This window comes from Sphingobacterium siyangense (assembly GCF_007830445.1).
Classification (GTDB): Bacteria; Bacteroidota; Bacteroidia; order Sphingobacteriales; family Sphingobacteriaceae; genus Sphingobacterium; species Sphingobacterium siyangense.
In genome coordinates, this window is the sequence record NZ_VLKR01000007.1 from 175377 (window position 1) to 193567 (window position 18191).

An 18191-nucleotide genomic window follows, 5' to 3' on the forward strand; every position below is an offset into this window, starting at 1 on the left:
TTTTTTTGGATACCTCATTTACCTAATGCCTTGGCGATAGCCATGCCTACAGCTTTGGCGGATTGAGGATTTTGGCCAGTGATCAATCTGCCGTCAATGGTGACATGGGACTGCCATGGTTCGGATTTTTCATAAATCCCACCTATTTCCTTTAGTCTATCCTCCAGTAAAAAGGGGACGACATTACTGAGCTTTACAAGTTCTTCCTCTTCATTGCTAAAGCCATTGACTTTTTTCCCTTTTATTAAATATTCGCCGGTACTCAGTTTGATGTTGGTTAGGCCAGCAGGACCATGACATACAGCTGCGACAATGCCGTTTGTCTCGTATATCTTTGCGGCAATCTTCGCGATTGCCGAGTGGAAAGGCAGATCCCACATCGCACCATGTCCTCCGGCGTAAAAGATGGCCTTATATTCTTCCGGTTTTACCTGAGAAGGTTTGAGCGAATGGGTGATTTTATTGTGGTAGTATTTATCCTCCCAGAATTTTCTGTTAACGGGATCATTTAGGTCAAATCCATCCACTGGCGGGTTTCCGCCCTGCGGGCTAACGAAATCAATCTCATATCCAGCAGCTGTTAAAACCTCCCATGGATGCGAGACTTCCCCGAGATAGTAACCTGTCTTTTCGCCTGTATTGCCTTTTGTATCGTGACTAGTCACTACAAATAGAATTTTTGGTTTTCGGTTTGTTGCATAGCAATGCGTTACTATTAGGATGAATAAAGCCGAAAATATTCCTATTTGCCTAATGAGTTGTTTTGCTTTCATATCGTTTTTATTTTCTTCTTGTTGGGTTAAATTTCTTGATTTTTTATGGTAATTGGCCGTGACCTACATCACAAAATTTAATTTCACCTCCCCATTCCCGTCATTCACCGAGTTTTCTTGATCGTTTGTCTAAAGCCCATAGGCTAGGGGCGGATTGTGTCGTAGTTTTGAATCAACAAATAAGAACAAAAGTACTAACACAATAAAATAAAGAAATTATGAACACGCTAGTAAAAACATTCGCAGCAGCAGCTTTAATCGCAGTATCCACATTCGCTATGGCAGCTGAAGGACCAGGAGCAAAAGCAACAAAAGCAACCGTTAACCTTTCTACAGCAGACTTCGCACTAGATCACTATGTGGCAGTAACTACGGAGGGAGAGTCAGCAGGGGTAGAGCAGTTATTCGCCGAAGATTTTAGTCAAAAGATCCAAGCTACCAATGCGCAGTCTCATAACCGTGAAGCGGTCATCAAATCTCTGAAAAAACAAAAAGGCGAAAAGTTAAACTGTACAGTTAGCACTGATATTTTAGAGGAATCTGCAGACTATATGGTCTCTAAAGTAACGTTGAAATTTGAGAACTTCACCAAAACAGATGTAGTTACCTTGGAGCGTGTGGGCAATGACTGGAAAGTATCCAAATCATTCAATTCGTATAAATAGAATTTTACAACCAGTGGTTTGTCAGCTCAGGCAGGCTACAGACCACTAGTGAATCATATGTTTAAGTTTAGTTTAAAGGCCAGGTCTTGAGATCTGGCTTTTTTGAGTCATTACTCCCCGTAGCTTTAATATCCCTATTAAAGCTTTCTTGATTTTTTGATCTCTTTTGCTATTTCCATTGCTTTCTTCATGTCAGGAATACCATAACCATAAGGGATAATCGGAGTATTGATTCGATCTCCTGATTTGCGTATTACATCCATTAGCTCTTTATTGCTCAATTGCGGATAAGCTTGCCATAAACAGGCGGCTAAGCCACAAAGTATAGGACTCGAATAGGAGGTTCCGCTACGCAGTTCACCTTCGCCTGATTTCCCGATTACCCATGCTCCTTCACCTAGGGCCATAACATCCGGTTTCATTCTACCATCTACTGTCACTCCCCAAGATGTAAAATATGCTACGTCACGATCATTAAATACCGAACCTACTGTAAGTACATGAGGAGAGTCGGCCGGACTCCCTACCCAGCTTCTATCATTGCCAGCACAATTGACAATCAAGATACCTTTACTGGCTGCTATGTTAGCAGCCCTTGTGGCAAATGTGGTCTTTCCATCCATCTCTTCAAATTTATAAGCAGGATTGTAGAAACTTTGTGGACCATAATAAAGTGACGAATTAATGATATCTACACCAACACTGTCCGCAAATTCAGCAGCGCTGGCCCAGTAGTCCTCTTCAACGTGCTGTTCAGATGATTGATCTTCAGAGCGCAGCAGCCAGTAATTTGCCTCCGGTGCGGTACCCACATATGTTCCAGGTTGGTTGACAGCCATACAGGAACTTACCCAAACTCCGTGCATATCGACCGCATATGGATCATCGTTTTCATAGACAAAAGATTTAGCACCTTTGATATTCACATTTTTAAAAGCTGGGTTGTTTTTAAGATTCAAAAAACCGGCATCGATGACCGCAATATCGATACCTGCTCCTTTAAAACCATTCTCATGAAGCACCTGGCCATTATTGATGTTTATATTGGAGGCAGCTCCCCCATAGTCTAATTTGTTATTGGGGGTATTGTTGGATACCTTTTGCGGGATATCTTTATACTTTCCTTTCTCGGTCAAGTTTTCCCTAGGTCCTTCCCATACTTTTTCTGCGGAATGCACAAAGGGGAGATTTTTATAGTTGTCAATAAGGAAATAATCTACACAATGTACCGTGACGGTATTTAGCCATTTACTTTTGGAGACAATTTTACATCCTATTTTTTCAATTTGATTTAAATAGTCCTCCGAAATCGGAAGATCGGAATTGTCGATTGCGATGTTTCGTTTCTGCCGCCGCTGGATAGCCTTCTCTGATAAGAATGTTTCAGGCTTATTCAACGTATGAGAAGATGTCCCTTTGTCCTTTAGGACTAACCTAAACTTGTAATCATTGGCATCTGTTACAATGATTTTTACCTTAGCTGTTGCCTTGCCATTCGCAAGGGTTGCTATTGCATATGTGTCGCCAGCTCCTTCGGGCCATACTGAAGCTTCTTTTGTTTCTGGATTTTGTGTTAAACGCACAATTCTTGTGTTCTCGACTGTCCAGTTTATTTCATCTGAATCACCTATCGGCAGATTCTGTATCTCAGTGGACAGCCTGGCCCCTAAAAATTGCATTTCACGTTTTAAGTTAACTTCATCTGGTTTAATGATAATTTTTATAGGTTCGGGAATGACAGTCTCTTCATTTTTTTTTGCATGAATTAAATAAAAAGCACAGTAAAAGTAAATACGAGGAAATTTTGAATGAATGAAGCATTTATATGTTATAATTCAATTGATTTTTGTGGTATATATAGACTTATTGGTGTTGCTAAATAAGTTTTTGTATTTGTAGTGAAATCGGGTGCAAATTAAATAAATATTGACTATTAATTCTCTTTATTTATTATTTAATTTTAGTATTTGTGTCGATTTCTTTTATATTTCTTTAATTATGGGTATAATTCTCCGTAATCAGTAATTCGTAAACATTCACCTCCCCATTCCTGCCACTCACCGAGTTTTCCAGTCCGTTAGTCTAAAGCCAATAGGCTAGGGGCCTATTGTGTTGTAGTTTTGAGTCAACAAATAAGAACTAAAAACTAACAATATAAAAAAGACATTATGAAATCATTAGTAAAAACATTAGCAGCAGCAGCCTTAATCGCCGTATCTACTTTCGCTATGGCAGCTGAAGGACCTGGAGCAAAAACAACAAAAGCTAATATTAACCTTTCTACAGCAGATTTCGCTTTAGAACACTACGTTGCGGTAACCACGGCGGGCGAATCAGCAGGAGTAGAGCAGTTATTCGCTGATGATTTCAATCAAAAGATCCAAGCTTCAAATGCGCAGTCTAACAGCCGTAGCGAAGTGGTTAAATCCTTGAAAAAACAAAAAGGCGAGAAGCTAAACTGTAGAGTAAGCACAGCTATCATCGAGGAATCGGCAGACTATATGGTGGCTAAAGTGACTCTAAAATTTGAGAACTTCACCAAAACAGATTTAGTTACCTTGGAACGTGTGGGGAATGACTGGAAAGTATCCAAATCGATCAATTCGTATAAGTAGTATCCAATAACTAGTGGTTTGCCAGTAATAAAAGACAAACCACTAGTGAATCATATGTTTATTAAGGCCACGTCGGGAGATGTGGCTTTTTTACGTCAAAAGGGCCTGATTCTCATCAGACCCTTTCTCTTAGCGTTTATTTGTACAGCAATTTTTATGTTTCCTATCGTTTCCTCTTTTTTGTTTCGTCATCCAATGTTTTTAAAGACTATTGGATTTTCACTGTACGACGCCAATTTTTATGTTGAACCTTTCTTTCGAAAGGCAGCTTGTAGCCGTTTTGTATGGTAAGAACAACGGCTATTTGAAAATAGTTTTATTGGAGTGATTTTTTTTGATAACTTGAGCTGACCTATTTTACAGTGTATGTTAGCTGTATGAATTGGAGAGTGAATGAATAATATGAAAAAAAATACACCTCTATTTATTATTATAAAGTATTCTTCGATACTAATTTTTTTTTATACAGTTTTGGATCTTGTTAGTGGGGAAATTAAGCCTTCTGAAATTCCATTACATATACTTAATCTTATTATACGCCTTTTTGTAACTATTTTTATTTGCTATATTCTATTTTATATAGCAGTAAAAATATTTCGACTAAAATAGCTTATATGGCGATAGCGATTTTTTACCACAGTGCAGTTGTTATCTATTTAAACTCTAAAAGTTCGGTTAACCTTTATCAAGGGTTTTAATAAAATTGTTCCAGTAGGAGAGGATATTTGTTTTGCCAACAGGGTTTTGAGAATGACATAATACCTGAGGCAGAACCGGATGTTTCTGCTCAAGAATAAAATCCACGATATACTTCACAGCGTCATACCCAGACTCTGCTTCTGTGCTGTCAACATTTACTCCCAGATCATGATCAAAAGAGATGATCGACGGAATCCCATTTTTGGATATATAGGCCACAAAATCTGGATAATTACGAATAATGATCCAATTGGTCAGCAGATAAGGAGTTATTTCTTCTTTTGGTATATAGTATGACAGATCCGATGGTACTCTGATATCATCCAAAAATATACCTTTATTATTATGTTCCATGACTTCCGTAATTTCCTATTTAAATATAACCTAATTGAAGCGTTATATAGACTGATAGCTTTCTAAAGCTATGTTCGTTTATTTGTTTTAGCCGTGTCGTGGATATATAGGCCAATTAGAATAATTAAGTAGAAAGAATATATAATTTTATGAGAAGAGTCTATAAATAGATTCCCAGAAATCCACCTTAACCCATTCAAAATCGCTTTTAATAGAAAAATCAAGATTAATTTTATTAGTAAGATTATTAGAAAGATTAGTAGAAAAGTAGTAGTAAGAGCTAAAATTGCCATGCTTATCATAGCTTCCATCCCCTCCAACAGCTCATACAACGAAGCATTGATAAACTGAATAGCCTTCACTTTTATCTTACCATAGCCTGCATGGTTATGACCGAAAATATGGTAGCTAGGGGATCGTTCCAACACGAACTCACGGATTTCCTCACTGCCATAGTCATTGTCCAAAATACCCGATGGTGGATAGTGTGATGCTATTATATCAATCTGTAATCTAAGTCCACAAATTATTTGATGGAACGGATGCCACAATCGAGAATAAATTAGAAGATGAAACTATATAGATGGCATTGTAAAAGATGATCGAAATGTTTCAAAATCTAAGTTCATAATTAATGAAATGTTACTTAATATACTCAAAGAAGATGAACTGGTTTAGAACGAAGTAAAGAGAAAAATCGGAATTTCCGATTTTTCTACTCAAAAAACAAATTATTAGAACCTCGACCATTGATCTAAATCAAGATGTTTTTAGCCGGTGGATTATGCTATTTCTTCACTTGTCATTATCCATTCTTATATTGTAAGATAGCTTAAGCTATAATCTTACCATAAGCAAAAATCAATTTGTTCAAAAAATTAGACTGTTCATGAAACATGAACAGTCTAATTTTTTGAACAGCAATAATGGATGATCGCTTGTGCACATCACTCGCAGTTGTCCGGATTTTCCGGACAACTGCGAGTGATGGCAAAAATTATGAAAATACTTCTTATCGCCTTCGTCACTAAATGTGTAGATACAGCTCCGTCTTGGCATTCTTTTTTATTAAATAACGAGTGGTGTAGTTTGCAGCGGAATACGCGTTTGACAAAATTTTTATTGTCATATAATTTGACAATAAAAATTTTGTCAAGACTATTAGCTCCATTAGAAAGATGATTCTTCCAATATTTTTGAGTCTATTATCTAAATTTAAGGTGTATCATGTTTTAATCAAATTAAGCATAATCGAAAACAATAAAATAGCAATATTAGTAATGCTGTACCACATGCCCGCGCCACATACCTTTTTTACGGCCGCCAATGGAAAATAGGAATTCTTCTGTGTCAAACCCTGATTTTCCAATTTCGGAAGCTAGGTTATCTATATATGTACAGAACTCTTCGTAAATAGCGGGGGTATTTTGGTCCGATACCCAAGTTTTGCTTGCAATATGAATTAAGGGGTTTCCAAGTAGCAGATTTACAGACTTGGCTAACCATTGATCCATAATATAGCCATTGAGGGATGGTTGTAAAAAACAGATCAATTTTGTGAAATATCCAATTCCCATACCTGGCAATAGGCCTTGTTTTCGTTTATCTTATATGTATTCAAAGGCCTCTTTACGTGATTTAAATTTTTCAGATCTCAATCCCCTTACTATATCTAATACAGGACCTGGATTATTCAATAGGCTCTTTGCATGTTTACGATCCATTCCACCCCATGATAATACAACTAACAATGCGTCTAAATCTGTATTTGTGCTATTTCCACAATAATCCCAAACCTGAATCCTGTCAAATTTCTTATTGAAGGCTTGGGGTATATCGTATTCTTTCCCCATAACATATTCTGACCATTTGAATGAATTTACTCCAGTGAATCTGGGGGCTTCACTGATACTGGCCTTAAAGCACTCCATGTGATCATTATAGCAAGATTCCGTTAACGGAGGAGCGGTGGAAACCGTGATTTTTAATTTTTCCTTACGTATACTAGTCGGCGTGCTGTTTGCCCATATGTGTAGGAAATCGATATCAATGATTTTCAGGCTATCATCTAGAATACCTAAGTATTTCCCGTCTTTAGTCCCACATGACCAGATTGCAGAAATTGAATTTAAGTTTTGTGTGATACCATTATCCTGTGCAAATTCCACAAAAGATTTATACTGGTTGCTCTCGGTTTGCTGAATAAAATAAACAATAAGATAGATTGCGAGGGGGTAGGTGCCAAGATCATTTGCATTATGCTTTAATATTTGATTGCGTACAATTGAGACCTTAGATTGTTGATCTGCAGCCCTTAATTCATGAATTATATCTTGTAATGCATATCCTTTAATGATTTGTTGCTCCCAAGATTTTAAATCAGTATAAGACCAACGATTTTGTTCCAGTGATTTAAATGTTCTCTCCAAATAATTAACTGTTGGAATCACCCTCTTAAAAATGGAGCGGCCATGTATTTGAGGTAGTAGAAAAGACTCAGAATCTATTGCGTTCATATAATATGGAATTTCAAAATAAAGTTATCGAAAGGATCTTTATTAATCAAGCATTTAAAGATACAATACGTCACTACACTATAGCGACAATTTAAAAATGTACTAAATTTCGTTAACTAAGTAATTAATGAGATTTTTGCATTTAAGGGCTGATAATTAAGCCTATTAATTGAACTGGAATTGATTTTTTAGATAATATTTGAATGATACTATTATCCTTAAATAAATGAGCTAGCTGTATAACTCACGCATCCCTTTCACCCGTTTCATGATTACTTCCTTAAAATTCTCTGGAGATAATACCTTTGCCCGTTCGCCAAAGGAAAGAATTAAGGTTTCCAATTCAAAGTTGGGAATTATTTCCAACTCTATTATTAAGCCGGTTTCATCATACGATATTGTTTTTTGTGAACCGTGCAATGGCTTAGAAATAACGTATGGAGCAGCATTTTCGTTAAACCATATTTGCACAGTCTCTGTGTGCGAGGACGAGATCGTGACACCGATGATATCCTCAAAGAATTCTTTGAAATCCCAGGAGTCATTTTCGATATATTGCTGGTCACAGTCTTCAATGGAGATTATTCTATCTAAAGGCAGGTTCGTCAGTGATGCATATTCTTTGTTACGACCAAACAGAAACCAACGATTGTTATATTCTCTGAGATGATATGGAGAGATGTTATAATAACTCTCTTTTGTTGCTTTAAATGATTTATAGCTTATCTTGAGACATTTTTTTGAAAGTATTGCATGAAATAGCCTACCTAAGTGTTCTATACCCTTGAGGTAACGGTTGTGGTCATGGCTCATGATAAGCTGTTCTGAACGTTCTAAGAAAAACAGCTCTTCTAGCTTCGCACCCATCTCCTGTACCCATCCCATTTGTGGCAAGCCTTCCATCTTGGATAATACATCCATTGCACTCTTTAGCTGCTGCATTTCTGCGGTATTCAAACCCTGATTATAGAGCTTAAAGTCTTTATCTGAATATCGGTAGTAAGAATGACCATTTTGCTTATAGGTTTCAATAGGCGCATTGCCACCTTCTGGGCTTCGCATATGCTTTAAGTCATCTCTCAGCGTTCGGGTACTGATGCCTTTATGGTCGGGGTTTATCTCAATAAGCTCTCTATCCAAACATACTTTCAGATCTTCAAAACTGTAACGTCTTTGTGGATTTGAAAGACAACTGTCCAATATTCTGTAGCGTATAGAAGCATGTTTGTTCGTAGCCATAATGGTTAATAATAGTTTTTATAAAGATAAAAAATACTGTGCAGATAGAGTGCACAAGGCTATCATAATTTTGAGACAGATAGTTAATAGTGACTGTCGTTAATTTCAATTTATTATGGCAACAAATCCGCCAAAGGGAGATGGTCATCGCAATGGAGCAGTGCGAGATCGCAGTCAGGTGTATAATCCAAAGACTGAACAATGGATAAAGCGAGATGCGGATACCGGAAGATTTATGGATGGTAAAAAAGACGGTACGCCATTTAAAGGCGTCAGAAAGGAGAGGTAACGTGGCTAAGATTTATATTTGTCAGTCCAATGGATGCAAGTATTGTAATCCTTCGTGTCATACTTCATAGATTAATCTGTAATCTCAATTTTCATGAAAACGAACTGACTGCCCCTTCGACGAGGAGGGGCTTTATTCCTTCATTGTTTTATCATAAAAAATTACGTATTTTGTACTTGCAAACATTAACACACAACAGCACAATGAGCCAGCCGCATATATATACAAAAGATGATATTGCCAAAATCGGTAATACATTGGTATTTTTTGCGGAACGCATAAATGATTTATCTAAGACTAAGTTACTCAAACTAGTCTATTTGCTTGAAGAGACGACCATTCGTAAATGTTCGCGCCCATTCCTGAATCTTGATTTTGAAATTTGGAAGCTAGGACCCGTGGTTAAGGATCTTTTTTTTGATTTCAGTTCAACCGAACAATATATCTTTAAGGATTATGTTTCTGCACATCCCGAAGAGGAGGGAAGAGTATATATATCACCTGTAACTCATTTTGATGATGATGAATTCTCGGATATCGAATTATCAATATTGGATGATGTGGTGAAACAGTTTGGACATTTATCGGCAAAAGAACTGGTTGAACTTACACACAGTGCCCACTCACCTTGGACTATAACAGCCAAACAGCAGGGTGTACTGGACGATCTTTTGAACAATCGGGTCTATACAACCGATCTTAAGATTGACTTTAACTCGTTGTTGGATGAGGATGGTAGGGATGCTTATGCACAGCATTTGGAGTATTTGCAGGCTTCGAGATCCTTAAAGTAGTGCGCTTATGTTTACCCCTGGAAATATTCTCTATTTTACACCTTTCTATTTTAAGAATGGTGCTCCTAGCAAAAACAAATACTTTATTGTACTCAAAGATGTGGATGGTCAATTAGTCTTAGCATCATTACCATCGAGTCGAATCAAGTTGCCCCATCGTATTCCAGAAGATCATGGCTGTATAGAAGTGCCGGAAGGATGCATCAACTGCTATCTGTTTGTTCGCAACCGAATTATTGGGCAGAATGGTTTCGCCTTTCCTGCTCTCACGGCTATTTACGGACAGGAGATAGATATCTATGAAAAGCAGGTGATCGAAGACCAATACCCACTGGAAAATGTTCATTATACGATAATTGACCGTCTTCTACCTGATGAATTGGAAAGAGTATTGGCATGTCTCAGAAATTCGAGCTCAGTAACTCGTAAATACAAGAAGATTTTATAGTACGCAGTAGACTTGTGCAGCAGGTTTGTGTAATCCCTATAGCTCTCCTCCGTGTTTTTTATTTACACATTTGGTGAGACAATCCTAACAGTTGTCCATTTGCCTTCCTATTCCCACCATTCACCGAGTTTTCCCGGTCGTTGGTCTAAAGCCCATAGGCTAGGGGCCTATTGTGTTGTAGTTTTGAGTCAACAAATAAGAACAACAGAACTAACACTATAAAAAAAGACATTATGAAAACGCTAGTAAAAACATTCACAGCAGCAGCTTTAATCGCAGTATCTACTTTCGCTATGGCAGCTGAAGGACCTGGAGCAAAAGCAACAAAAGCTAACATTAACCTTTCCACTGCGGACTTCGCTTTAGAGCACTATGTTGCAGTAACTACAGAGGGCGAATCAGCAGGAGTAGAGCAGTTATTCGCCGAAGATTTTAATCAAAAGATCCAAGCTATCAATGCACAGTCTAACAGCCGTAGCGAAGTGGTTAAATCCTTGAAAAAACAAAAAGGTGAAAAGCTAAACTGTACAGTAAGCACAGATATCATTGAGGAATCGGCAGACTATATGGTCGCTAAAGTAACGTTGAAATTTGAAAACTTCACCAAAACAGATTTAGTTACCTTGGAGCGTGTGGGTAATGACTGGAAAGTATCTAAATCGATCAATTCATATAAGTAGTATCCAATAACTGGTGGTTTGTCAATTATAAAAAGGCAGACCACTAGTGAATCATATGTTTATTTAAGGCCACGTCGGGAGATGTGGCTTTTTTACTTTTGTTCACTTGCTACTAATTGTCAATTGTTTTTTTAAATATTTCTATAATTTTCTACAACGATAAGATCAATATCATCATAATCGTTGGCAACCCTGTTAATAGTAGCTTTTACATCGTCCCAAACTAAACCACCTAACCCGGCCCCAATTTTTGGCAGGGCTATTTTTTCGATGCCATTTTGGCGGGCATATACAAGCATTTTGAGAAGAGAATCTTCAATTGCTTTAAGTTCTGCTTTGGTTTTCCAGGTCTTTTGAGTGCCAAGATTGAAAACAGTGCCTTCACCATAGTCGTAAGAAAAAACATCCCCAAGAGAGAAATCACCATCTTTACAACGCTTTTTATATTCCAAATACATTTGATTATATTTTTCTTTGAATTGTAAAGCGATTCCTTTCCCCATTGCTCCAGCGCAATTACAACCATGAGTATAATTTTTTAAATCAGGTAAATTGAATATATTTCCAGAATCTAGATATGTGACCATTTTCTTTTTTTTAATGCGTAATAAAGTCCAATCATTCAGCTTGGAAGTCGAATTGTTGGGAGGATGAAGATGAACAAAATTATCCTGAAATGCAACTTGCTTCACCTCCCTATTCCCTCCATTCACCGAGTTTTCCCGATCGTTAGTCTAAAGCCGATAGGCTAGGAGCTTATTGTGTTGTAGTTTTGAGTCAACAAATAAGAACAACAGAACTAACACAATAAAATAAAGACATTATGAAAGCATTAGTAAAAACATTCGCAGCAGCAGCTTTAATCGCAGTATCTACATTCGCTATGGCAGCTGAAGGACCTGGAGCGAAAGCAACAAAAGCAAACGTTAACCTTTCCACAGCAGATTTCGCTTTAGAGCACTATGTTGCGGTAACTACCGAAGGAGAATCTGCAGGTGTAGAACAATTGTTCTCCGAGGATTTCAACCAAAAAATCCAAGCTTCCAATGCACAGAGTCACAGCCGTAGCGAAGTGGTTAAATCCTTGAAAAAACAAAAAGGCGAGAAGCTGAACTGTGCGGTAAGCACCGAAATCCTTGAGGAGTCGGCGGATTATATGGTAGCCAAAGTGACGTTGACGTTTGAAAACTTCACCAAAACAGATCTAGTGACTCTTGTACGTGAAGGTAATGACTGGAAAGTATCTAAATCGATCAATTCGTATAAATAAGAGCCATCTCAAATAAATATATAAATGTTGTAGAGCCATGTCGAGAGATGTGGCTTATTTTCTAGCTATTTCATGATCGATCATCTCTCATGGCTTATGCTAATAGCATCATTTGCGTAATTGGGTTTGCGTTATCCTGTAGAGGCTGACAACAATAATAGCTGCAGCGACCGTCAGCACATGATGTGTTCCCCTGATAGAATAATGTATAAATCCACCGAGCCCCTGCAACATTAACACAAATTCATTCAAAAAGATTCCAACAAGTAAGCCATAAACGCCATAGTGAATGCCTTTTTCGATTTTTAACATACAAATCTGAAAAGCATACCCAATTAAAAAGAGTGATATTACCACCAAAAGGACGAGGTGAAGATAAGCAATAACAATTGGTCGAAATCCATAAGCTTGTTGGCTCAGAGCAGGTATGACCGATATGCCTTGCAATATCAGTTTGAGAAAAATGGCAAACAGGACACATAACCAAATTTTAGATGTATCGGGGCTTAAGCGGAGTGAAATATTGCTTCGGACCAGTCGGACGACTCGTTGTGCTAATGTTCCCCACAGGACAAATTGCAATCCGACTGTAATGACTATAATAATATATAGCCACAGGGGTAAACCCTTCCACCATAGAACAGATAAGAAATAGGTTGGTATAACAGTCATGACATACACGAGCGAAAAACGCGGACTTATTGGTATTTTACCAGTACGTTTATACAGCCAACTGGCAAACAGAGCAATACAGCCAAAGAAAAACCAGCCATTATACTGAAAATGAAGATAAAAATAGACTGATGCAAGCTGTTTTAATGGATCCAGTTGGTGGCTCACTTTGAGATATGCCAGAAAATAGGTCCCTAGTGAACTAAATATATTGAAAAATAGTGCCGACTTAATTAAGATCGAAATGGCCGGAGGAAGCGTCGATGATTTAAGATCCCGCACTAATTGAAAGCAGAACCAATAAGAGACAAGTATCGATAAAAAGGATAATATAATCGAACATAGGCTATAGCCAGCAGCTGAAAAGGAAATAAGCATGCCTATCGAAACCGTCCAATTAGCCCATAGGATATGCTGATATTTCCTGCACAAAATCTGATTGGTTTTTATTCCCAGAACGGTCATTATGAGAAAAATCATAAGAGCTTGGGATACCCAGGCGGAAAAAGCAAAATGCGAATGCGCATGCATGAGGTTTTTCTGGTCGATCCAAGGAATGGGAAATAAAAATTTTAAGCGCATAATCAACCCGAAAATACCTACAATAAGTAAATTGAATAAGGTGATGATGATCCATTTCCTGATACTTAAATAGCTGCTGATTTTATTCATACGTTGATTTCTTTCCGATAGCTGAAACATCGTTGTTTCAAGCTTCAATCAATACCATCGGCCGGAATAAAAACTTTTCCGCGGATGATATTCAATTTACCTTCCTTTTCCATTTGCTTCATTGTCCGGATGATGGTTTCTACTCTTAGCCCAGTCATATTAGCCAATTGTTGGCGCGTAAGCATAAGCCGGTTGCATTCCTGACAAACGAGTCTCTTGCTTTCATTTAACCTTTGGATTAGATTGGAGAGAATCTCTTCCGGTGAGCGATTGTAAATTAATTTGATCATAAAGAGTTTAAAGTGTAGTTCGCGCGCCATCTTTTGTGATACCAAACGATGTAGGTTGCCATATTCATATATGATTTCGATGAATTTTTTCGAACTGATCTTCAGTAATGTACATGAACTGTCGGTAATTGCCGTCACTGTATAAACGCCATTGTCCAATATCGCTACTTCTCCAAAGCCCTCATTGGCACAGATGATATTGTGGAGGACTTCCCTACCGTCTGATAAGAAATTAGAAAGACGAACTCGCCCACTTAACAACTGATAATAAAATGTGGCCATGCTGTCCTCATGAAACAGTATTTCACCAATATCGGCATGTAGGCTGCTCGCTCCCTTTTCGAGAAGTATTGCGGTTGGAATCATCGTTCGATATAAGTTAGTTTTTACTACACAGCGTAAAGATATAGCAGCGTCACAAAATAGACCTTGATGTTGGTCACAGGAATAAGTGATGAAAATCATTATGGTGTTAATATGCTTATATGTAGTGTTTTATTGTTTTTGATTGATGGTTTGTTCCCACCAAAATCATTTTATGATTTGCCTCATAAAATGGCTACAAGCTTCGATAATACCTTTGGATTAAGTAAAACACAATCAAGTTTGAACACAAAACCAAAATAAGATGAGAAAGCTAATTGTATGCTGTTTGATGGGATTATTTATCTATTCCTGTTCCTCAAACAATGGCGAGAAAAAGACAGTTGCCAACAGTGTTAATGAATCTGGGGCTTCGGCAAATGACGCCAGTGGATATGATCCTCACCGCGGTGAGGGAAAATTTGACAAAGTGGAAATCGCTGACCATTTGGATGCACCAATGGCCGCAGCCGGAAAATTGATTGTTGACCTGAAATGTGCTTCCTGCCACAAGCTAACCGACGAGAAACTAGTCGGGCCAGGATGGAAAGGTGTGACACAACGGAGAAAACCACAGTGGATCATGAATTTTATCACTAATCCTGATCCGATGATCGATAAGGATCCGGAATTACAGGCGCAACTTGAACTATGCATGGTCCGGATGCCTAACCAAAATCTAACGGACGAGGAAGCCCGAAAGGTATTGGAGTTTATGCGACAAAATGATGGTGTAAAATAATAAAAGCTGAATAAGAATCAACAAAGCTGCATAGGTATTAACCTTAAAATAAGAATAGAATGACTTTAACAAAATACATATTGACGAGCCTAATGGCGAGCGCGGTGTTATCGACTTTCCATGCCTGTAAACCCAAAGGAGCGGGAGCCGCCGTGAGTGGTGATGCCGCTGAGAAGGTATATGTTGCCCCAGGGAAATACGATGAATTCTACAATTTCGTATCCGGGGGATTTAGTGGGCAGCTCTCCGTTTATGGACTTCCATCCGGCAGATTATTGCGTGTAATACCCGTTTTTTCACTAGATCCCGAAAAGGGCTGGGGTTTTAGTGAAGAAACTAAACCGATGCTCGAAACGTCCCATGGCAATGTACCTTGGGATGATTTACACCACGTGCAGCTTTCGAAAACCGATGGAAACTACGACGGCCGCTGGGTATTTGTCAATGCCAACAATACCCCCCGTATTGCCCGGGTGGATCTGACAACTTTTCGTACGGCCGAAGTGCTCGAACTCCCCAACAGCGGTGGAAACCACTCTTCGCCGTACATTACTGAAAATACCGAATATGTTGTTGCAGGAACGCGATTTTCGGTTCCGCTGGACGGTGAGTCGGGCGATGTACCTATCAATACCTTTAAAAAGAATTTTCGCGGAACATTGAGCTTTGTCAGCGTCAATAAGGATAATGGCAACATGGAATTGGCTTTTCAGATTGAGACACCCGGTGTAAACTATGACCTGAGCCGAGCCGGTAAAGGGACTTCTCATGGTTGGTTCTTCTTCTCCACCTACAATACCGAACAGGCAAATACATTGCTGGAGGTCAATGCATCCAAAAATGACAAAGACTTTATATTGGCCGTCAACTGGAAAAAAGCCGAAGAGTATTTGAAAGCCGGAAAAGGGAAAAAGGTTACCGGGTTGAAGTATGCCCATAACACTTACGACGAGAAATCACATACCGCAAAAACATCTTTTAATACAGAAACGATCGTATTGAAGGCAGAGGAGCTGGAGGGGCTATGCTACTATATCCCTTGCCCAAAATCTCCGCACGGTGTCGACGTTGATCCTACAGGCGAATATATTGTAGGGTCGGGTAAACTGGCTGCGGTCATACCTGTATTCTCGTTCGCTAAGATGCAGAAAGCAATCCAGGAAAAACAATTCGAAGGAAAATTCGGTGGTATCCCAATTATCAAATACGAATCTGCGCTGTACGGCGAAGTCCAAAAACCTGGCTTGGGCCCACTGCATACAGAATTTGATGGCAGAGGAAATGCAATCACGTCATTCTTTGTGTCTTCCGAATTGGTGAAATGGAATATTAAGGATTTAAAGGTGCTCGACCGTACACCAACATTTTACTCAACAGGCCATTTAATGATACCTGGTGGAGATACCAAAAATCCAGAAGGCAAATATGTCATCGCCTATAATAAGATTACGAAAGACCGCTTTCTCCCTACAGGACCGGAGTTGGCTCAGAGTGCCCAATTGTTTGATATCTCGGGAGACAAAATGCAATTGTTGTTAGACTTTCCGACCATTGGTGAACCACATTATGCGCAAGCTATCAAAGCGGAGAAAGTGAAAGACAAAAGTGTGAAGATTTTTAAAATTGAAGAAAATACCAGCCCATTTGTTGCCAAAGGAGACAAAGATGCACGCGTTGAACGTAAAGGTAACCAGGTACATGTATACCTGACATCCATCCGTTCACACTTCACTCCGGACAATATCGAGGGTGTACAACTAGGCGATGAAGTCTATTTCCATGTGACCAATATTGAGCAGGACTGGGATATGCCGCATGGCTTTGCTGTCAAAGGCGCAAAGAATGGAGAATTGCTCATTATGCCGGGAGAGACACAGACATTGAAATGGGTTCCAGATAGAGTAGGTGTATTCCCGTTCTACTGTACGGATTTTTGTAGCGCGTTACACCAAGAGATGCAGGGGTATATCCGTATCTCAAAAAAAGGAAACAATGTTCCGTTGATTTATAGTCTGGGAACCAATCAACCGCAAGAGAAGACCAATTAATATAACCTACAATGATGAAAACTACAAGTCACCTGTCAGCAGTACATCGGATTCTTTTGATCCTGAGTGGCCTGGCCCTGGTAGCGGTCATCTTCCTACCCATCTGGCGTATTGAGCTCGACGCAGCACAATACCCAGAAGGGCTAGAACTACAGATCTATAGCAACAAGTTGGCCGGACAAGTTGATATTATCAATGGACTGAACCACTATATCGGGATGAAAACGCTACATGCGGAAGATTTCATAGAATTTAAGGTCTTGCCCTATATCATCTTATTTTTTGCGCTTGCTTTTTTGCTTACCGGTTTCGTGCAGAATAGAAAACTGCTCTATGGCTTATTCTTTTGTTTTCTGCTTTTTGGAGTCGCAGCCCTGGTTGACTTTTATATCTGGGAATACAACTATGGGCATCAGCTCGATCCATCTGCACCGATAAAAGTTCCCGGAATGTCTTATCAGCCACCACTGATCGGATACAAACAGCTTTTAAATTTTGGCGCCTATTCTATACCTGATATCGGGGGATGGATCTTTATACTCTGTGGAATTATCTTGGCCTTTTGTACAGTGCGGGAGTGGCAAAATAATAAAACCCTAAAACTAAAATCATATGAGAAACTATAAATTATTTGCGTTGATCTGTAGTAGTATATTGCTGGTTCTATGTAGTTTGCAGGCCTGTCAGGGCAACAATAAACCCAAGCCTATTAAATACGGTAGCGAGCAATGTGCCCACTGTAAGATGACAATAACGGACGCGCGTTTTGGTACGCAGCTGCAGACAAAAAAGGGACGGGTCTTTAATTTTGATGACGTACAATGTATGATCGCCTTTGTCAAAGGGAACTCGGTCAAAAAAGAAGAGATTGCCGTTTATTACCTGCCGGATTATGTTAGCCATAAGCTCGTACCGGCTGAAGGTGCATATTATCTCAAAAGTGAAGCCTTGAAAAGCCCAATGCGAGGCAATGTTGCTGTATTTGAAAAACGGGTGGAACTGGATAAGGTCAAAGCAGAGATCGGTGGCACGGTGATGACCTGGAATGATCTGTGGAAATAA

The 18191-nt window shown here is 38.9% G+C and carries 20 protein-coding genes; 11 read left to right on the forward strand and 9 right to left on the reverse strand.

What is annotated here, in order from left to right; genetic code table 11:
• Positions 1–14 precede the first annotated feature (14 nt).
• Positions 15–773 carry a type 1 glutamine amidotransferase domain-containing protein gene (locus tag IQ31_RS08680; RefSeq protein WP_145327776.1) on the reverse strand — a complete coding sequence of 253 codons (759 nt, stop codon included), beginning with the start codon at positions 771–773 and terminating at the stop codon, positions 15–17.
• Between the two features lie 218 nt (positions 774–991).
• Between IQ31_RS08680 and IQ31_RS08685 the strand changes: the two genes are divergently transcribed.
• A complete protein-coding gene (locus IQ31_RS08685) occupies positions 992–1438 on the forward strand; it encodes a nuclear transport factor 2 family protein (protein ID WP_145327777.1) in 447 nt (148 codons plus the stop codon).
• Between the two features lie 137 nt (positions 1439–1575).
• Here IQ31_RS08685 and IQ31_RS08690 read toward each other — a convergent pair whose 3' ends face one another.
• Positions 1576–3117: a S8 family serine peptidase gene (locus IQ31_RS08690; protein WP_145327778.1), complete on the reverse strand. Its 1542-nt coding sequence runs from the start codon at positions 3115–3117 to the stop codon at positions 1576–1578.
• A gap of 489 nt (positions 3118–3606) precedes the next feature.
• On the opposite strand from IQ31_RS08690, the gene IQ31_RS08695 reads away from it, so the two are divergent.
• The gene (locus IQ31_RS08695; RefSeq protein WP_145327779.1) at positions 3607–4053 is read left to right on the forward strand and encodes a nuclear transport factor 2 family protein; all 447 of its coding nucleotides are present in this window, start codon (positions 3607–3609) and stop codon (positions 4051–4053) included.
• A 675-nt stretch (positions 4054–4728) separates the two neighbouring features.
• On the opposite strand, the gene IQ31_RS08700 is transcribed toward IQ31_RS08695, so the two are convergent.
• The 4 genes from IQ31_RS08700 to IQ31_RS08715 form a co-directional block, all read right to left on the reverse strand.
• Positions 4729–5106: a cyclic-phosphate processing receiver domain-containing protein gene (locus IQ31_RS08700; RefSeq protein WP_208734175.1), complete on the reverse strand. Its 378-nt coding sequence runs from the start codon at positions 5104–5106 to the stop codon at positions 4729–4731.
• A 1274-nt stretch (positions 5107–6380) separates the two neighbouring features.
• Positions 6381–6692, reverse strand: a complete 312-nt coding sequence (locus IQ31_RS08705; protein ID WP_342212504.1) for an 8-oxoguanine DNA glycosylase OGG fold protein — start codon at positions 6690–6692, stop codon at positions 6381–6383.
• 21 nt (positions 6693–6713) lie between these two features.
• Positions 6714–7622, reverse strand: coding sequence for a hypothetical protein (locus IQ31_RS08710; RefSeq protein ID WP_145327781.1), 909 nt, complete (start codon positions 7620–7622; stop codon positions 6714–6716).
• 231 nt (positions 7623–7853) lie between these two features.
• A complete protein-coding gene (locus IQ31_RS08715) occupies positions 7854–8861 on the reverse strand; it encodes a helix-turn-helix transcriptional regulator (RefSeq protein ID WP_145327782.1) in 1008 nt (335 codons plus the stop codon).
• Positions 8862–8976: 115 nt separating this feature from the next.
• Between IQ31_RS08715 and IQ31_RS08720 the strand changes: the two genes are divergently transcribed.
• The 4 genes from IQ31_RS08720 (at position 8977) to IQ31_RS08735 (ending at position 11072) form a co-directional block, all read left to right on the forward strand.
• Positions 8977–9150 (forward strand): hypothetical protein, encoded by a 174-nt coding sequence (locus IQ31_RS08720; protein ID WP_145327783.1) that lies wholly within the window; start codon positions 8977–8979, stop codon positions 9148–9150.
• A 29-nt stretch (positions 9151–9179) separates the two neighbouring features.
• Positions 9180–9944, forward strand: a complete 765-nt coding sequence (locus tag IQ31_RS08725; protein ID WP_145327784.1) for a Panacea domain-containing protein — start codon at positions 9180–9182, stop codon at positions 9942–9944.
• Positions 9945–9951: 7 nt separating this feature from the next.
• On the forward strand, positions 9952–10392 hold the full coding sequence (locus tag IQ31_RS08730; RefSeq protein ID WP_145327785.1) for a hypothetical protein: 441 nt from the start codon (positions 9952–9954) through the stop codon (positions 10390–10392).
• 233 nt (positions 10393–10625) lie between these two features.
• Positions 10626–11072 (forward strand): nuclear transport factor 2 family protein, encoded by a 447-nt coding sequence (locus IQ31_RS08735; RefSeq protein WP_145327786.1) that lies wholly within the window; start codon positions 10626–10628, stop codon positions 11070–11072.
• Positions 11073–11203: 131 nt separating this feature from the next.
• Here IQ31_RS08735 and IQ31_RS08740 read toward each other — a convergent pair whose 3' ends face one another.
• On the reverse strand, positions 11204–11785 hold the full coding sequence (locus IQ31_RS08740; RefSeq protein WP_244294433.1) for a macro domain-containing protein: 582 nt from the start codon (positions 11783–11785) through the stop codon (positions 11204–11206).
• A gap of 110 nt (positions 11786–11895) precedes the next feature.
• On the opposite strand from IQ31_RS08740, the gene IQ31_RS08745 reads away from it, so the two are divergent.
• A complete protein-coding gene (locus IQ31_RS08745; protein WP_145327787.1) occupies positions 11896–12342 on the forward strand; it encodes a nuclear transport factor 2 family protein in 447 nt (148 codons plus the stop codon).
• Positions 12343–12450: 108 nt separating this feature from the next.
• On the opposite strand, the gene IQ31_RS08750 is transcribed toward IQ31_RS08745, so the two are convergent.
• Positions 12451–13686, reverse strand: coding sequence for a hypothetical protein (locus IQ31_RS08750; protein WP_145327788.1), 1236 nt, complete (start codon positions 13684–13686; stop codon positions 12451–12453).
• A 44-nt stretch (positions 13687–13730) separates the two neighbouring features.
• Entirely contained in the window at positions 13731–14342 is a 612-nt protein-coding gene (locus IQ31_RS08755) for a Crp/Fnr family transcriptional regulator (protein WP_158638834.1), read from the reverse strand.
• 262 nt (positions 14343–14604) lie between these two features.
• On the opposite strand from IQ31_RS08755, the gene IQ31_RS08760 reads away from it, so the two are divergent.
• Genes IQ31_RS08760 through IQ31_RS27620 form a run of 4 tightly spaced genes read left to right on the forward strand, consistent with a single transcriptional unit; the run spans position 14605 to position 18191 of the window.
• Positions 14605–15081: a c-type cytochrome gene (locus IQ31_RS08760; RefSeq protein WP_070565751.1), complete on the forward strand. Its 477-nt coding sequence runs from the start codon at positions 14605–14607 to the stop codon at positions 15079–15081.
• 59 nt (positions 15082–15140) lie between these two features.
• Positions 15141–17129, forward strand: coding sequence for a Sec-dependent nitrous-oxide reductase (gene nosZ, locus IQ31_RS08765; protein ID WP_088160563.1), 1989 nt, complete (start codon positions 15141–15143; stop codon positions 17127–17129).
• A gap of 11 nt (positions 17130–17140) precedes the next feature.
• Positions 17141–17755 carry a hypothetical protein gene (locus IQ31_RS27615; protein ID WP_198386050.1) on the forward strand — a complete coding sequence of 205 codons (615 nt, stop codon included), beginning with the start codon at positions 17141–17143 and terminating at the stop codon, positions 17753–17755.
• Positions 17742–18191, forward strand: a complete 450-nt coding sequence (locus tag IQ31_RS27620; protein ID WP_083295915.1) for a nitrous oxide reductase accessory protein NosL — start codon at positions 17742–17744, stop codon at positions 18189–18191. The genes IQ31_RS27615 and IQ31_RS27620 overlap by 14 nt, the downstream gene beginning before the upstream one ends.

Coding starts and splice junctions, on each gene's coding strand:
- IQ31_RS08680 (WP_145327776.1), bottom strand. CDS start 773: ATGAAAGCAAAACAACTCATTAGGCAAATAGGAATATTTTCGGCTTTA.
- IQ31_RS08685 (WP_145327777.1), top strand. CDS start 992: ATGAACACGCTAGTAAAAACATTCGCAGCAGCAGCTTTAATCGCAGTA.
- IQ31_RS08690 (WP_145327778.1), bottom strand. CDS start 3,117: ATGCAATTTTTAGGGGCCAGGCTGTCCACTGAGATACAGAATCTGCCG.
- IQ31_RS08695 (WP_145327779.1), top strand. CDS start 3,607: ATGAAATCATTAGTAAAAACATTAGCAGCAGCAGCCTTAATCGCCGTA.
- IQ31_RS08700 (WP_208734175.1), bottom strand. CDS start 5,106: ATGGAACATAATAATAAAGGTATATTTTTGGATGATATCAGAGTACCA.
- IQ31_RS08710 (WP_145327781.1), bottom strand. CDS start 7,622: ATGAACGCAATAGATTCTGAGTCTTTTCTACTACCTCAAATACATGGC.
- IQ31_RS08715 (WP_145327782.1), bottom strand. CDS start 8,861: ATGGCTACGAACAAACATGCTTCTATACGCTACAGAATATTGGACAGT.
- IQ31_RS08720 (WP_145327783.1), top strand. CDS start 8,977: ATGGCAACAAATCCGCCAAAGGGAGATGGTCATCGCAATGGAGCAGTG.
- IQ31_RS08725 (WP_145327784.1), top strand. CDS start 9,180: ATGGATGCAAGTATTGTAATCCTTCGTGTCATACTTCATAGATTAATC.
- IQ31_RS08730 (WP_145327785.1), top strand. CDS start 9,952: ATGTTTACCCCTGGAAATATTCTCTATTTTACACCTTTCTATTTTAAG.
- IQ31_RS08735 (WP_145327786.1), top strand. CDS start 10,626: ATGAAAACGCTAGTAAAAACATTCACAGCAGCAGCTTTAATCGCAGTA.
- IQ31_RS08745 (WP_145327787.1), top strand. CDS start 11,896: ATGAAAGCATTAGTAAAAACATTCGCAGCAGCAGCTTTAATCGCAGTA.
- IQ31_RS08750 (WP_145327788.1), bottom strand. CDS start 13,686: ATGAATAAAATCAGCAGCTATTTAAGTATCAGGAAATGGATCATCATC.
- IQ31_RS08755 (WP_158638834.1), bottom strand. CDS start 14,342: ATGATTCCAACCGCAATACTTCTCGAAAAGGGAGCGAGCAGCCTACAT.
- IQ31_RS08760 (WP_070565751.1), top strand. CDS start 14,605: ATGAGAAAGCTAATTGTATGCTGTTTGATGGGATTATTTATCTATTCC.
- nosZ (WP_088160563.1), top strand. CDS start 15,141: ATGACTTTAACAAAATACATATTGACGAGCCTAATGGCGAGCGCGGTG.
- IQ31_RS27615 (WP_198386050.1), top strand. CDS start 17,141: ATGATGAAAACTACAAGTCACCTGTCAGCAGTACATCGGATTCTTTTG.
- IQ31_RS27620 (WP_083295915.1), top strand. CDS start 17,742: ATGAGAAACTATAAATTATTTGCGTTGATCTGTAGTAGTATATTGCTG.